The following is a 14,772-nucleotide window of genomic DNA, read 5'->3' on the forward strand; positions in this document are numbered from 1 at the left end:
TATATACAGAGATTAAAATATATGGCATCTCATAGTGAATCAATAATAAGGGAACCGTTAATAACGGGTAAAAACATTACCTACGGTCAGATTACTGACGATATTTTACGCCCCGTAGAAAATATGCCAGGGAAAGCCTGGTGGATCGGCTTTACTGTAGCTTCATTGGGCGCAATGCTTTGGGTGTTTTCCATCAGCTACACATTCTGGTTCGGTATCGGATCATGGGGGCTAAATAAAACAGTAGGTTGGGCCTGGGATATCACCGGTTTCGTATGGTGGGTAGGTATTGGTCACGCCGGTACGCTTATATCAGCTGTATTGTTACTGTTCCGTCAAAACTGGCGTAACTCCATTAACCGCTCGGCCGAGGCGATGACGATCTTTGCGGTAATTTGTGCGGCCACTTATATCGGTGCGCACATGGGCCGTCCGTGGATGGCAGTTTACTCGCTTCCGCTACCAAATCAGTACGGTTCTTTATGGGTTAACTTTAACTCGCCGCTTATCTGGGACGTATTCGCGATATCAACTTACTTCTCGGTTTCACTGGTATTCTGGTACACAGGTTTATTACCTGATATGGCCTCTATCCGTGACCGTGCTACAGGTATCCGCCGCCGTATTTACTCGGTAGCATCATTCGGCTGGACAGGCTCTGTTAAAACCTGGCAACGTTTTGAAACCGTGTCATTAATCCTGGCAGGTTTATCAACACCACTGGTACTTTCGGTACACACCATTGTATCCATGGACTTTGCCACATCGCTTGAACCGGGATGGCACACAACCATTTTTCCTCCATACTTCGTTGCGGGAGCTATCTTCTCAGGTTTTGCCATGGTGCAAACTCTGCTGCTGGTAACCCGTAAAGTGTTGGGATTAGAAAACTATATCACCATGTTCCACATTGAATCCATGAATAAAATTATTCTGGTAACGGGTTCGGTAGTAGGTGTGGCATATATTACTGAGTTCTTTATCGCTTACTATTCTGGCGGCGAGTATGAGCAGTATACATTCTTAAACAGGTTTATTGGTCCGTATTGGTGGGCTGCCTGTATGATGTATGGCTGTAACGTATTGATGACCCAGATGATGTGGTCGAAAAAAGTAAGAACAAACATCCCTATTTCATGGGTGCTTTCTATCATCGTGAACATAGGTATGTGGTTTGAGCGTTTTGTGATCATCGTTGTTTCATTACACCGCGATTACCTTCCTTCAAGCTGGGCTATGTTTTATCCAACATGGATAGATGTGGGTGTGTTTATTGGCTCTATCGGTATATTCTTTACCATGTTCCTGTTGTTCATCAGGGTGATGCCCGCTGTGGCAATAGCCGAAGTGAAACTGCTGCTGAAGAGCGCGAGTGAACAAGCTAAGAAAAAACAAATAGAAGAAGGCCATTTTGACGAAAGTCACGTTGAGTTCTACAAAGAGAATTTAATCAAATTTGATAGCGTTGACCATTCTGAATACGAAAAAGCATAATAACTGATGAGCAGCACCAAATATATATTAGGCGTTTTTGATGATCCCGATGAAATGATGCACGGGATTGACAAACTACAAAAAAATAGTGTCCCTATTTATGATGTTTACACGCCAATGCCTATCCACGGTATTGACGCTAAGCTGGGAGTAAAAGATTCAAGATTAGGTTATGCGGCCTTTATGTTCGGCTGCATGGGCGGTACAACCATTTTTACATTGGTTTATTACTTCCTGGTACATGATTGGCCTATGGACATCGGCGGTAAGAATGCTTTTGCTATCCCTGATTTTATCCCGGTAACTTTTGAGTGGACAGTACTGTTCGCTTCGTACGGTATGGCCTTTACCTTCTTTTTCGCCACGCACCTTTTCCCGGGCCGTGCGCCAAGGGTAATGGACCTGAGAGCAACTAACGACAAGTTTGTAATTGCTATTGACGCAAAAGGAAACATACCACACGAGGATATAACCAATATATTAAAAGAAGCAGGAGCAAGTGAAGTTAAGCATAACGACAGAAAATATGTTAGCTATGAATAAATTTAGAATATTAGGAACAATAGTTATCATTATCGCTGCTTCGATTGTAGTTACATCGTGCAAGGATAAGAGGAGTACCGGATGGGAGTACGCCCCTAATATGTATGAGCACATCGCATACGATCCGGATCAAAAGAATCCGAATTTTAAGGACGGAAAAACAGCGCAGGTACCACCGGCCGGAACTATACCGGTAGGCTTTACCAGGTTTGATTATCCTAACACAAAAGACGGTTATGAACTGGCAAGCGTTGAGGTTAAAAGCGTAATAGCACAAACCCAGGCTAACTATAAAGATGGAAAAATTTTGTTTGAGCATTTTTGCTCACCTTGCCATGGTATTACTGGTCAGGGCGATGGTTTGGTAGTGCAGCACGGTTATCCACCGCCGCCATCATATTCAAAAGGCCAATCATCACGCGGTGGCGCTATGAAAGACTTAACAGACGGTAAAATATATCATACCATTACTTACGGTGTAAATGCCATGGGATCTTACGCTTCGCAGCTGGCTCCTGAAGAGCGCTGGAAAGTGATCATGTATGTTCACCATTTACAAACTTTATAAGAATTAGAATTGAATGAAGACTCACAATAGTTTTGACGAGCAATTTGAATTTTCCGGACAGGCAAAAACATTGAGCTTAGCCGCCATAGTTATTGGCGTGGTAACCATAATTGGTGGCTTTTTAGCCGGTTACGGTGAGCGTACATTTGCCAACTTATTGCTGTGCGGTTATTACTTTGCCTGCGTTTGTACGGCCGGTGTATTTTTCTGCGCGCTGCAGTATGTGGCGCAGGCCGGTTGGTCAGCTTCTTTACTGCGTGTACCACAGGCATTTGCCAAGGTATTGCCAATAGCTGCGGTAACATTAATAGTTATAATAGCGGCTGGCTTGTTTACAACCCATACTACCGAGGTAGAGGGTAAACAAGTTGTTGCACCCTTTTTATATAAAATATGGCATGCACCAGGTGTAACAACGCCAGGCAGCGAAAACTATGACCCTATTTTAGCAGGTAAATCGGGCTTTTTAAATGTACCGTTCTTTTTTATCCGCTTAATTGCGTTTTTAGGTGCGTATACCATTTTTGGCTGGTTGCTTTCAAAATACTCTAACACTGAGGATGAAATGGGCGGTTTGTTTTACTACAAAAAGAGCTTTACTATTTCGGCAGCGTTCCTGGTGATATTTGGATTTACTCAACCCCTGTTTTCATTTGATGTGGTAATGTCATTAGAGGCACATTGGTTCTCAACTATGTTTGGCTGGTATAACTTTGCCGCCATGTGGGTGAGCTGTTTAGCAGTTATTACGCTTACCATTATATTGTTAAGGCAAAAAGGTTATATGCAATGGATCACACAAGATCACTTACATAACCTGGGCCAGTTGATGTTTGGCTTCTCTATATTCTGGACTTATGTATGGTTTGCACAGTTCTTACTTATTTACTATGCCAACTTACCAGAAGAGTCGGTATATTTCTTTAAAAGATGGGAGCCTGAATTTAAACCATGGTTTTGGCTAAGCATCATATTGAACTTTATGGCGCCGTTACTTATCATCATGTCACGTGATTCAAAACGGGCAACAAGCGTATTAAAAACTACCTGTATTATACTGATATTAGGTCACTGGCTTGATTATTTTGTGATGATAATGCCGGGTACCGTAGGCATACATGGCGAATGGTGGTCACAGATCACTCCTATAGAAATAGGTATGTTTATAGGATTTGCAGGCTTATTTACATTCTTGGTGTTGAATGCTTTAAGCAAATTCAAATCGCTTATCCCTAAAAAACATCCGTTCTTGCAGGAGAGCCTTCATCATCACATATAATAATTGTTATTTTTGCATCAAAATACAGAATACCAAACTGACATTAAAATGGGATTCAGAAAATTTATAAATTCTAAAAAGTTACTATCATTCTTCGCGGCGTTTACGCTCATGGGTACAAATTTGCTTATGGCGCAAACTGAAGCAGCTGCCGGTGCCGGTGGCCAAACAGATGCCCCACAGGTTGACTGGGCCGGTGTTGCGTATTATTTGCTCCTGTTTTTCCTGGTATGCCTTGGTGTAGCTGTAATAGGTAAAATCCTGAAGATATATGACCTTACACTCAAAATACAAGGCAAAAAAGGTATCAAGTGGAATACCATCATGGCCGTAGTTTGCCTGGTATTCTTATTGGCCGGCTTATATGGTGCTTACTGGTCATTTACCGTACAGGGCAGCATGACTTTACCAGAGGCCGCGTCAGTTCATGGAGTTAAAATTGATGAGATGTTTACCGTCACTACCGTTTTAACCATGATAGTGTTTTTTGCAACCCAGATATTACTGTTTGGATTTTTATTTGGGTACAGGCATTCTGAAAAACGCAGGGCACACTTCCTGCCGCATAATAATACCATTGAAAAGGTTTGGACTATAGCGCCTGCTATTGTTTTAACTATATTGGTTGTGTTTGGCTTTTTCACCTGGCAAAAAATTATGGATAATACCGATGCCAAAGGTGAGGCCGCTTCTATCAACGTTGATATTACCGGACATCAGTTTGCATGGGAACTACGTTACCCGGGCAAAGATGGTAAGTTAGGACCTAAAGATTTCAAATTAGTATCTGCAGCCAATAAGTTAGGTGTTAACTTTAAAAAGAAAAGCAGCTTTGATGATTTAGCTGTTGATACCATGTATCTGCCTGTTAATAAATCAGTAAGATTGAATATACAGGCACTTGATGTAATACACTCTGTTTACATGCCTCATTTCAGGGTTCAGCTTAACGCAGTACCGGGATTACCTACCTTCTTTAAGTTTACGCCTACTATTACTACTGCGCAAATGCGTACTAAACTTGACGATCCTAAATTTGAATACTTAGTTTATTGTAATAAAATATGCGGTGGCGGTCACTACAACATGCAAAAGGTTGTTCGTGTAGTTACCGAATCTGAATACCAGGCCTGGTTGTCAAGGCAAAAACCTTATTTATCTGATCAGTTAAGAAAGGAATTACATTTTGCCGCTGCAGATCAGCCAAAAACAGAGTCACAAAATAGGTTAGCGTTAAATAATTAATATAGAAAGATAAGCGATATGTCAACATTAGCAGTTCACGACCACGGAGTAGCACATCACGACGATCACGGTCACGAACATCATCATAACGAAACTTTCCTGTCTAAATACGTATTTAGCATGGATCATAAAATGATTGCCAAGCAATTCCTGATTACAGGGATTACCATGGCAGTTATTGCAATGATATTATCTATCCTTTTCAGGATCCAGTTAGCCTATCCTGATAAAACATTCCCTTTGTTAACTACATTGCTTGGCCGCTTTGCACCTAACGGGCGCATCAGTGCCGACTTTTACTTGTCGCTGGTTACCATACACGGTACTATCATGGTATTCTTTGTGTTAACAGCCGGTTTGAGCGGAACCTTTGCCAACTTGCTGATACCTCTTCAGGTTGGTGCCCGTGATATGGCATCGCCTTTTATGAACATGTTGTCATACTGGTTCTTCTTTTTAGCCAGTGTTATTATGCTGTCGTCATTCTTTGTGCAAAAGGGGCCTGCCAGTGGCGGCTGGACTATTTACCCGCCGCTATCCGCGCTGCCAAAAGCTATGCCGGGTTCGGGTGAGGGTATGACGCTATGGCTTATCAGTATGGTACTGTTTGTGGCATCATCATTAATGGGTGGTATCAACTACGTAAGTACTATATTAAACATGCGTACAAAGGGTATGGATCTTTGGAAGATGCCTTTAACTGTATGGGCTTTATTCCTTACCGCTATCCTGGGTATCCTTGCATTCCCTGTATTGGTTGCAGGTGTTGTATTATTGATATTTGACCGCAGCTTTGGTACCAGCTTCTACCTCTCAGACATTGTACTGAACGGTGTACAGCAGCCTTATGAGGGTGGTAGCCCTATTTTGTTCCAGCACTTGTTCTGGTTCCTGGGTCACCCGGAGGTGTATATCGTGATTATGCCTGCAATGGGTATCTCATCTGAGGTAATGTCTGTAAACTCACGTAAACCGATTTTTGGTTACCATGCGATGGTTTACTCACTGATAGGTATTACCGTATTATCATTCATTGTTTGGGGTCACCACATGTTTGTAACCGGTATGAACCCATTCCTTGGTGGCGTGTTCATGATCACTACGCTCATCATTGCGGTACCATCGGCGGTAAAAACATTTAACTGGCTGGCCACGTTATGGCGGGGTAATATCAGGTTTACACCTGCTATGCTTTTCGCTATTGGAATGGTGTCATTCTTTATATCAGGTGGTTTAACCGGTATATTCCTGGGTAACGCTGCATTGGATATTAACCTGCACGATACTTACTTTGTGGTAGCTCACTTCCACCTGGTAATGGGCTCTGCTGCTATATTTGGTATGCTTGCCGGTGTTTACCACTGGTTCCCTAAAATGTTCGGAAAAATGATGGACGAGAAATTGGGCTATCTGCACTTCTGGTTAACTTTTATTGGTGCTTACCTGGTGTTTTTCCCAATGCACTTTATGGGCCTTGACGGTGTACCACGCCGTTACTATGCCTTTACCGAATTTGTGAGCATGCAACGCTGGTTAACAGTAAATACCTTTATTACATGGGCAGCTATTATGGCCGCTTGTGCACAGGTAGCATTCCTGTATAACTTTATATCTTCTATATTCATCGGCAAAAAAGCTACTCAGAACCCGTGGGAGTCAAATACACTGGAGTGGACTACTCCTGTAGAGCACCTGCATGGCAACTGGCCTGGTGAAATACCAACTGTTTACCGTTGGCCTTATGATTACAGCAAGCCAGGTGCCGAGGAAGATTATATACCTCAAACAGTTCCTTATTCTCAAACCATGAGTTCAAATCTTCCGCATGATTTTGAAGATAACCCTAAAGGTTTGGAGGAGCTGAACAAGTATACAAGTACGCTGAAAGCAAACGAACAAGTAAAATAATTAGCTGATATTTTAGAGTGATTGGTGGGTAGTGAGTGGTGAGTGAACAAAGTCTGATAACAAGACGCTCACTGCTCACCACTCACTACCCACTACTCACATTAAATGAGCATCTCCGCATCCAAAAACAGATTCCAGAAGATCAACCTCATAACAATTATTACACTTTTTGTTTTGATATTGGCTGGCGGAGTTGTGCGTAGTTCTGGTTCCGGGATGGGGTGCCCCGATTGGCCTAAGTGTTTTGGCAGATATATTCCGCCAACAACCAATGCAGATTTACCTAAAGATTACAAGCAAAAATATGTGGAGAAACGACTGGCTAAAAACCAGCGTTTTGCTAAAACACTTGATGTATTCGGTTACAGCGATCTGGCTAAACGAATCCGCGACGATCGCTCAATACTTGTCCCGGAAGAGTTTAATGCGGGCAAAACTTGGACAGAGTATATTAACCGCCTCATAGGCGCCATATCTGGTTTGTTTTTGCTGTTATCGGCTGTATACGCGTTCGGTTACTGGAAAAGCAGCAAGAGAATAGCTCTTTTAAGCATCTTTAACGTAATACTGGTTGGCTTTCAGGCCTGGCTTGGTTCAATAGTGGTATCAACGAACCTGGTTGCCTGGATAGTTACTGTACACATGTTGCTGGCATTAGCCATATTGGCAGTAGTTATATATACCTATCACAGGGCCAGGGTGCTAGGTAGCGGTAAATTAAATACCAGTCCATTTATATATATAGTAATGGTGCTTGCTTTGCTGTTAAGTATTTTACAGATTGCTTTTGGTACCGAGGTGAGGGAAAAGATTGACGCCGTAGCAACACATTTTCAGGGAGGCTACCGTAACAACTGGATCACAAGCGCAGGCGATATATTTTTGCATCACCGCGATATGGCCATATTGGTATTTATCATTAATGTTATGTTATATGCTTTATTGCGCAAGCGGTTCAGCAGGCATTCGATACAGCAGCAGTTAATGAGTTTTACATTTTTAATGATTATGCTGCAGATAGTTACAGGTATATTATTATCATATTGGGCGTTGCCTCCGTTTGCGCAGGCAGCACATATTGTTTTAGCAAGCCTGATATTTGGGGCTCAGTTTTATTTGCTTTTGAATTTACATCAGTCGGTTAACGTTAGGGGAGTAAGCAAATGAATTGGAGTGATTTTTCAAAGCTGATTAAATTGAGACTCACCTTTTTGGTGGTGTTTTCGGCATCCATATCATTTTTAATAGGCAGCAGGGCAAATGGCCATATTGATTGGGTGAACTGGGTTAAACTTATTGTAGGGGGCTTTTTGGTAACATCGGCAGCCAACGCTTTTAATGAGATCATTGAAAAGGACCTGGATAAGCTTATGAAGCGCACCATGGACCGCCCGATTCCGTCAGGGAAGATGAATACCGGGCAGGCACTTGTTCTGGGTTTGGGCATGGGTATGGCCGGAACTTATTTATTAGGGGGCCTTAACCTGTTAACCGGATTACTATCGGTATTCTCTATTTTATTATACGCGTTTGCTTACACACCGTTAAAACGTAAATCACCGATTGCTGTATTTGTGGGTGCTATACCGGGTGCTTTGCCACCGCTTATTGGTTATGTAGCCGCGCATGAAAGAATTGACGAGATAGCCTTAATACTGTTCGCAATACAATTTGTATGGCAATTTCCGCATTTTTGGGCTATTGCCTGGGTTTTGGATGATGATTACAAGCTTGCCGGCTTTAGGTTGCTGCCAACTGGTAACCGCAATTTAGGAAGTGCGGTAATTACCTTTATATTTACATTAATATTGTTACCTGTTAGTTTATTACCATATTTTTATCATCATGGAGGTTATTGGTTAGCCGGGGTATCCTTAATATGTAGTTTAATATTCTTGTACCAGGCTTTTGGCTTGTTACGTACACGGCAAATAGAGGCGGCCCGCAAGTTAATGTTTGGCTCGTTTATGTATTTGCCCATAGTGCAGTTAATGTTTTTGTTTGATTTTATAGGAAACGCGAAATGATGGCTCAGATTCAGAAAGACAACGACAGGCTTGATCTGGCACCCAAAAAATTCAACATGTGGGTATTTATATTCACCTCGTTTATGTTTTTTGCGGCGTTAACCAGCGGGTTTATCGTTTATAGCGGGGGTAAAGGGCATGGCCTTAACGTAATTATGCCCAGCGCTTTTTTATATAGCACAATTATAATAGTACTAAGCAGCGGTACATTGTTTTTAGCCTCAAAAGCTTCAAAGGCATTGCAGTTTTCAAAACAGCGCATGTATTTATGGCTCACGTTTGCATTGGGCATTGCCTTTTTCGCTATGCAGGTTTATGCCATGTACGTGCTGACCTACAAAATGCACGTTTACTTTGTAGATACTAACGCGTCCCGCACGTTTGTTTATGTGTTTGCCGGGATGCACTTAGCACACATTATTGCAGCAATATTGTTATTGTTAAATACCCTTTCGGGTTCATACAGGAATGTTCCGCAGGTACGTAACCTTTATAAAATGGAAATGACCTCTATTTTTTGGCATTTTCTCGGAATTATATGGATTTATCTGTATGTTTTTTTACTTTTGAACCAAAATTAATACACCCATATATTAAGTACAAATGAGTACAGCAGTATCACAAATTGATGAAGTAAAAACAACTCCGTGGTCAGGAGGGAGATCCCCTTTCAATGTGGAGTATGGAAAAATAATGATGTGGTTTTTTCTCCTGTCGGATGCATTTACCTTTTCGTCGTTATTGATTTCTTACGGTGCTTTACGTTTCAGTGCAAGCGTATGGCCCGCGGCAGATAAAGTATTCCAATCGGTACCCGGTGTAACGGATAGCGGAGCACCACTGGTATTTGTGGGTATAATGACTTTTATTCTGATCCTTAGTTCAGTTACCATGGTATTGGCTGTTGAGGCCGGTCATCGTAATTCTAAAAAAGAAGTGATCTGGTGGATGATTGCTACAGTTATAGGTGGTTTCATGTTCCTGGGTTGTCAGGCTTTAGAATGGACACACCTGCACCATGAAGGTTTCTGGTGGGGTAGTACACCTGCCTTAGAAGAGTTAGGAAAGTTCTTTAACGAGGGTGGTACCGAGGCTGCAAGGCACATGACCGCGCAGGAGTTCGCAAACTTATTCTTTACCATAACAGGTTTCCATGGTTTTCACGTATTTACCGGGGTTATCATCAATATCATTATTACCGTTAACGTACTGTTAGGTACTTACGAAAAACGCGGAAGCTATTTAATGGTTGAAAAAGTTGGCCTTTACTGGCACTTTGTAGACCTTGTATGGGTATTCGTATTTACATTCTTTTACTTAGTATAAAAAATATTATATGTCAACAGAATCACACGAGGTTCACCACGATGGTGGGGATCATCAATCAATGACCAAGGGAAGGATAATAAAAGTAGCTCTTATCTTGTCGGCAATTACTGCTGTAGAGTTTATTATAGCGCTCTTATTGGTACCCCATGGTTATTTAGATATTAAATATGCTAATCCTGTTTATATCGTTTTAACGCTGTTTAAAGCTTTCTATATAGTAGCATACTTCATGCACTTAAAATTCGAGAAAATGGGTCTGGCATTATCTATCATTGTGCCTATCCTGTTCATAATCGGTTTAATCCTGGTACTTACAAATGAAAGCCACCACTGGGTTGACCTGAGGCTCTTTTAATGAAAGCCGCTTTGTGGAAAAAAGTTACAGTCCTGGTGCTCATATTAGCAGTACCAGGATTTTTGTATTATTTACTCACCGCTAAAGGTAAAAACAGGTATAAACCACTCGCCATTTACGGGCCCAAAGTGGTAGCCAAAACAGGCCATAAGTTTCATGGCAACTTTATTCCCGATACCATTTATCACCAGCTGCCACCCTTTACGCTTACAGGGCTGGATGGCAGACCTGTATCGGAAGCTGCGTTTAAAGGAAAAATATTTGTAGCTGGGTTTTTTTATACGCATTGCCCATCAGTTTGTGCCACTATTAACCGCAATTTAGGTTACCTTGTTGATACCTACCGTAAAAACAAGATGGTATATTTTACCTCCATTACGGTTGATCCGCAGCGTGACTCATTAACTGTTTTAAAAAAATATGCCGAAAGCTTTAAACCGGCATCAAACCGCTGGCTGTTTTTAACCGGCGATACTACCTCAATTTACAGCCTGGCCCGCAAGGGATTTTTGGTTGATGCCCTGAAGGCCGGTGACGACGATTTTATTTACAGTGATAAGCTGATCCTGATTGACGCCGAAAAACGCATCAGGGGATATTACTCAGGGGCTAATACCAATGATATTAACCGCCTCACCGACGAAATTAAAGTGCTGATAGCTGAAGAGCTGCGAAAAGTTGATAAGGCCTTATATTGATTAATTTATGTCTGATAAATTTATATTCCGTTTTGTAGCTGTTATTACCATAGTGGTGATTGCGCTGGTAGTTTTGCTCAACAGGCATTTAATACCGGGGCCCGCTGTAGCGCCATCTTTTACACCTTATTTGCCCATGCTTAATGCCATATTGAATGGCACATGTACCATACTGTTATTGGTATCGCTGTACTTTATCAGGCAAGGCAATATCAAAGTGCATAAAAATTTGAATATCCTTACGTTTAGCCTGTCGGCATTGTTCCTGATTTCGTATGTGCTGTTTCATTACCTGATGCGTAATGAGATTATATATGGCGATATTAATGGCGATGGAGTTTTGTCAGACGCAGAACGTGCGTCGGCCGGTGGTATGCGCACATTATACCTTTGCATACTTACACCGCACATTATACTCGCTGCCGGTGTGTTACCACTTATTTTGCTGAGTTTTCACCGCGGATTGCAAATGCAGATAGCCAAACACAAGAAACTGGTAAGATGGACGTTTCCTATATGGTTGTATGTTACAGCATCAGGTGTTATTGTTTATCTGATGATAAAGCCGTATTACCACTTTTAACTACTTGATACGCGTTTAATAAATAGTTAAATTTGCCATTATGAAAACAGGTTTTAAATTTTTATTATTTGTATTTGCCCTGGGCCTTTTGGTTTGCAGCAGGCAACCTGTAAAAGCCCAGTGCGCCCAGTGCGCGGCAACCGTTGAAACTAATACCCAAAGTGGTGGCAACGCGGCAAAAGGCTTAAATAACGGTATCTTATTCTTATTAGGTGCACCGTATCTGGCGGCTGCCGCCGGTGGTTATATCTGGTATAAAAAATATCGCCGTAAAAATATTGATATCAACGTGCGTAAAGAAAAGCTGCATCTGAACTAAGTTGCGCGTTTCGTTGCCGGGTTCGTGTATTGTTTACTATGATCCCCGAACCCCGAACCTCGCTTCCCGACCCACACCTAAGTACAACATTATGCCTGAAACGCCAAAGTCATGGGCCATGCTTCATTGTAAATGCCCGCGTTGCCGCAGGGGTAGTATGTTTCAGGGAAGCGCTTATAGTTTTTCGAACAAAATAAACCTTAACTGTCCGCACTGCAACTTGTACTTTGAAATTGAACCGGGATATTTTTACGCGGCCATGTATGTGAGCTATGCCTTAAACGTAGGCGAAGCCATTGGCCTTGCATGGCTTACGTACCTCGTTACGCATAATTCCGATTCGCCCTGGCTGTATCTAAGTGTCATAATTTTAGGTTGCTTTGCACTTGCGCCCATAAATTTCAGATATTCGCGTGTGCTATTGTTATATTGGCTATCGCCCAAGATACATTACCAGCCCTATTTAGATACCGATGATATACCAGGAAAGTCTTGAATTTTTAAAAGATCTCGCAGCGAACAATAACCGGGAATGGTTTTTAGATAATAAGGAACGTTACGATAAGGCCCGGGAAAATGTGATTGAATTTACCCGGAATTTATTAACCGAAATGCACAAGGTTGACCCGGGTATTGACGAGGCGCTCGACCCCAAAAAGTGTGTGATGCGCATCTATCGCGACATCCGCTTCAGCAAAAACAAAACACCGTACAAAAATAATTTTGGCATCAGCTTGCCTACTACCGGGTTGAGACCGGGAGGGGCCGAATATTATTTGCAGATACAGCCCGGCAACTCATTTATAGGTGGCGGCTACTGGATGCCCGAAGCTGAGCATTTAAAAGCCATCAGGCAGGAGATTGATTATAATGCCCATGATTTGCGACAGATAATTGATGCACCGGAATTTATTAAACTGTTTGGCGATTTTAAGAACCAGGAGCAGCTGAAATCCGTACCGCAGGGTTACAGTGTGGATAATGAAAATATTGACTTATTGAAGCTTAAAAGCTTTGTGGCATGGCACAAGATAACTGATAAGGAAATTGTGAACAAGAACGCGGCCGGGCAGATTGCTGATGTGTGCAGACACATACAACCGCTCAACGTGTTCCTGAGAAATGCGCTTGCCTGATACAATTTTATAAACCCTATATTACAATGAAGATTAAATATTACCTGTTTGCCTTTGCCTTGAGCCTTACATTCTACTCCTGTAAGATCATGTCGCCAAAGGCATACAAAGCCTTAATTGCCGAGCGCGATTCCTTAACTACCCGCACCGAAACACTGGAAGCCCAGGTTTTTGAATTAAAGGCCGATACCATGCGCCTCAACCGCGAACTGGCCAATCTGCGCAATAACAATAGCACGCTTAACAGTAACCTGAATACCAGCTCGTCAAAATTAAAGCGTTTGGCTGCCGACCTGGAAAAACGCGAAGCCCGTTTAAAGGAGGTAGAGGATATTTTACGCAAACGCGATGAAGCCGCCAATGCGCTTAAAAATAAATTACAGCAGGCGCTGCTCGGCTTTCAGCAAAGTGGTTTAACGGTCGATATCCGTAACGGTAAGGTTTATGTATCTCTGGCGGATAAACTGCTGTTCCCTTCGGGCAGTATTATTATTGATGATAAAGGTAAGGCTGCGCTGAAACAGCTGGCCCTTGTGCTGAATAAAGAGCCTGATATTAATATGGCTATTGAAGGCCATACCGATGATAAAAAGGTAATAAACCTGGGCCAGATCAAAGATAATTGGGATTTGAGCGTATTGCGCGCCACATCGGTAACTCGCTATTTAACCGAAACTGAAAAGGTTGATCCGCACCGTTTAACCGCTACCGGCAAAAGCGAGTTTCAGCCTATTGACCCGGCTCCAACCAACGAGGCCCGTGCCAAAAACCGCCGCATTGAAATTGTGCTCACGCCTAAACTTGATGAGTTGTATAACCTCATTACCAAATAAACAAAAAGGCTCCCGGTAATCGGGAGCCTTTTTGTTGGGAATCTTTACACACCAAGCTATTGCAGGCCTGTCCACTATGCTTCGTACCTCACAATGACGCGCGGGGATAGTAACTTGTAATGAAAGAGACGTAATAAACTTATTCCACCTCTTTCATCAAGGTATTGAACATTACAAACTTTTCATCAAAGCGTTCCTGGTGAATAGACTGGAACTTGTGCAGGTGGTTCATATAGAATTGCTGAAACTGCTCAATATTATCGGCAATGTACTGGATGCAATAAGTAACCCCTTCGTTAGGCGAATCAATTACAGTTAACATTTTATAGGAGTTGAAACAACCGGTAGCCATTATGGCCGGTATATGAACTGTTTTAATCCAGTTTAACCATTCTTCCTCAATGGAGTTCTCAATTATTATGGTGTCGTTGTATACTATCATGGTGATGCAAAAG

18 protein-coding genes are annotated in these 14,772 nt (G+C 42.1%); 17 read left to right on the plus strand and 1 reads right to left on the minus strand.

What is annotated here, in order from left to right:
* Positions 1–21: 21 nt before the first annotated feature.
* The 17 genes from nrfD to SNE25_RS06255 all read left to right on the plus strand — a co-directional run bounded on the left by nrfD (position 22) and on the right by SNE25_RS06255 (position 14,317).
* Positions 22–1,494, plus strand: coding sequence for an NrfD/PsrC family molybdoenzyme membrane anchor subunit (gene nrfD, locus SNE25_RS06175; RefSeq protein WP_321564222.1), 1,473 nt, complete (start codon positions 22–24; stop codon positions 1,492–1,494).
* 6 nt (positions 1,495–1,500) lie between these two features.
* The gene (locus SNE25_RS06180) at positions 1,501–2,037 is read left to right on the plus strand and encodes a DUF3341 domain-containing protein (RefSeq protein ID WP_321564223.1); all 537 of its coding nucleotides are present in this window, start codon (positions 1,501–1,503) and stop codon (positions 2,035–2,037) included.
* Positions 2,021–2,605 carry a c-type cytochrome gene (locus tag SNE25_RS06185; RefSeq protein ID WP_321564224.1) on the plus strand — a complete coding sequence of 195 codons (585 nt, stop codon included), beginning with the start codon at positions 2,021–2,023 and terminating at the stop codon, positions 2,603–2,605. The genes SNE25_RS06180 and SNE25_RS06185 overlap by 17 nt, the downstream gene beginning before the upstream one ends.
* A 13-nt stretch (positions 2,606–2,618) precedes the next feature.
* A complete protein-coding gene (locus SNE25_RS06190; RefSeq protein ID WP_321564225.1) occupies positions 2,619–3,884 on the plus strand; it encodes a quinol:cytochrome C oxidoreductase in 1,266 nt (421 codons plus the stop codon).
* A 48-nt stretch (positions 3,885–3,932) separates the two neighbouring features.
* Positions 3,933–5,129, plus strand: a complete 1,197-nt coding sequence (locus tag SNE25_RS06195; RefSeq protein WP_321564226.1) for a cytochrome c oxidase subunit II — start codon at positions 3,933–3,935, stop codon at positions 5,127–5,129.
* Between the two features lie 18 nt (positions 5,130–5,147).
* Complete coding sequence (locus SNE25_RS06200; protein WP_321564227.1) at positions 5,148–7,037, plus strand: cytochrome c oxidase subunit I; 1,890 nt, start codon at positions 5,148–5,150, stop codon at positions 7,035–7,037.
* Positions 7,038–7,142: 105 nt separating this feature from the next.
* Positions 7,143–8,204, plus strand: coding sequence for a COX15/CtaA family protein (locus SNE25_RS06205; protein ID WP_321564228.1), 1,062 nt, complete (start codon positions 7,143–7,145; stop codon positions 8,202–8,204).
* Positions 8,201–9,064, plus strand: coding sequence for a heme o synthase (cyoE, locus tag SNE25_RS06210; RefSeq protein ID WP_321564229.1), 864 nt, complete (start codon positions 8,201–8,203; stop codon positions 9,062–9,064). Before SNE25_RS06205 ends, cyoE begins: the two co-directional genes overlap by 4 nt.
* Entirely contained in the window at positions 9,061–9,645 is a 585-nt protein-coding gene (locus SNE25_RS06215; protein ID WP_321564230.1) for a cytochrome c oxidase subunit 3, read from the plus strand. Before cyoE ends, SNE25_RS06215 begins: the two co-directional genes overlap by 4 nt.
* Before the next feature lie 22 nt (positions 9,646–9,667).
* Positions 9,668–10,390 (plus strand): cytochrome c oxidase subunit 3, encoded by a 723-nt coding sequence (locus tag SNE25_RS06220; protein WP_321564231.1) that lies wholly within the window; start codon positions 9,668–9,670, stop codon positions 10,388–10,390.
* A gap of 10 nt (positions 10,391–10,400) precedes the next feature.
* Positions 10,401–10,748, plus strand: coding sequence for a cytochrome C oxidase subunit IV family protein (locus tag SNE25_RS06225; protein ID WP_321564232.1), 348 nt, complete (start codon positions 10,401–10,403; stop codon positions 10,746–10,748).
* Positions 10,748–11,446: an SCO family protein gene (locus SNE25_RS06230; protein WP_321564233.1), complete on the plus strand. Its 699-nt coding sequence runs from the start codon at positions 10,748–10,750 to the stop codon at positions 11,444–11,446. Before SNE25_RS06225 ends, SNE25_RS06230 begins: the two co-directional genes overlap by 1 nt.
* A 7-nt stretch (positions 11,447–11,453) precedes the next feature.
* Positions 11,454–12,029 (plus strand): DUF420 domain-containing protein, encoded by a 576-nt coding sequence (locus tag SNE25_RS06235; RefSeq protein ID WP_321564234.1) that lies wholly within the window; start codon positions 11,454–11,456, stop codon positions 12,027–12,029.
* A gap of 40 nt (positions 12,030–12,069) precedes the next feature.
* Positions 12,070–12,348, plus strand: coding sequence for a hypothetical protein (locus tag SNE25_RS06240; protein WP_321564235.1), 279 nt, complete (start codon positions 12,070–12,072; stop codon positions 12,346–12,348).
* 91 nt (positions 12,349–12,439) lie between these two features.
* On the plus strand, positions 12,440–12,844 hold the full coding sequence (locus SNE25_RS06245; RefSeq protein WP_321564236.1) for a DUF983 domain-containing protein: 405 nt from the start codon (positions 12,440–12,442) through the stop codon (positions 12,842–12,844).
* The gene (locus SNE25_RS06250) at positions 12,822–13,484 is read left to right on the plus strand and encodes a DUF2461 domain-containing protein (protein ID WP_321564237.1); all 663 of its coding nucleotides are present in this window, start codon (positions 12,822–12,824) and stop codon (positions 13,482–13,484) included. The genes SNE25_RS06245 and SNE25_RS06250 overlap by 23 nt, the downstream gene beginning before the upstream one ends.
* A gap of 26 nt (positions 13,485–13,510) precedes the next feature.
* Positions 13,511–14,317, plus strand: coding sequence for an OmpA/MotB family protein (locus SNE25_RS06255; RefSeq protein ID WP_321564238.1), 807 nt, complete (start codon positions 13,511–13,513; stop codon positions 14,315–14,317).
* A gap of 139 nt (positions 14,318–14,456) precedes the next feature.
* On the opposite strand, the gene SNE25_RS06260 is transcribed toward SNE25_RS06255, so the two are convergent.
* Positions 14,457–14,759 carry a DUF4286 family protein gene (locus SNE25_RS06260; protein ID WP_321564239.1) on the minus strand — a complete coding sequence of 101 codons (303 nt, stop codon included), beginning with the start codon at positions 14,757–14,759 and terminating at the stop codon, positions 14,457–14,459.
* Positions 14,760–14,772: the final 13 nt, after the last annotated feature.

The sequence above is a fragment of the Mucilaginibacter sabulilitoris genome (assembly GCF_034262375.1).
GTDB classification, from domain to species: domain Bacteria; phylum Bacteroidota; class Bacteroidia; order Sphingobacteriales; family Sphingobacteriaceae; genus Mucilaginibacter; species Mucilaginibacter sabulilitoris.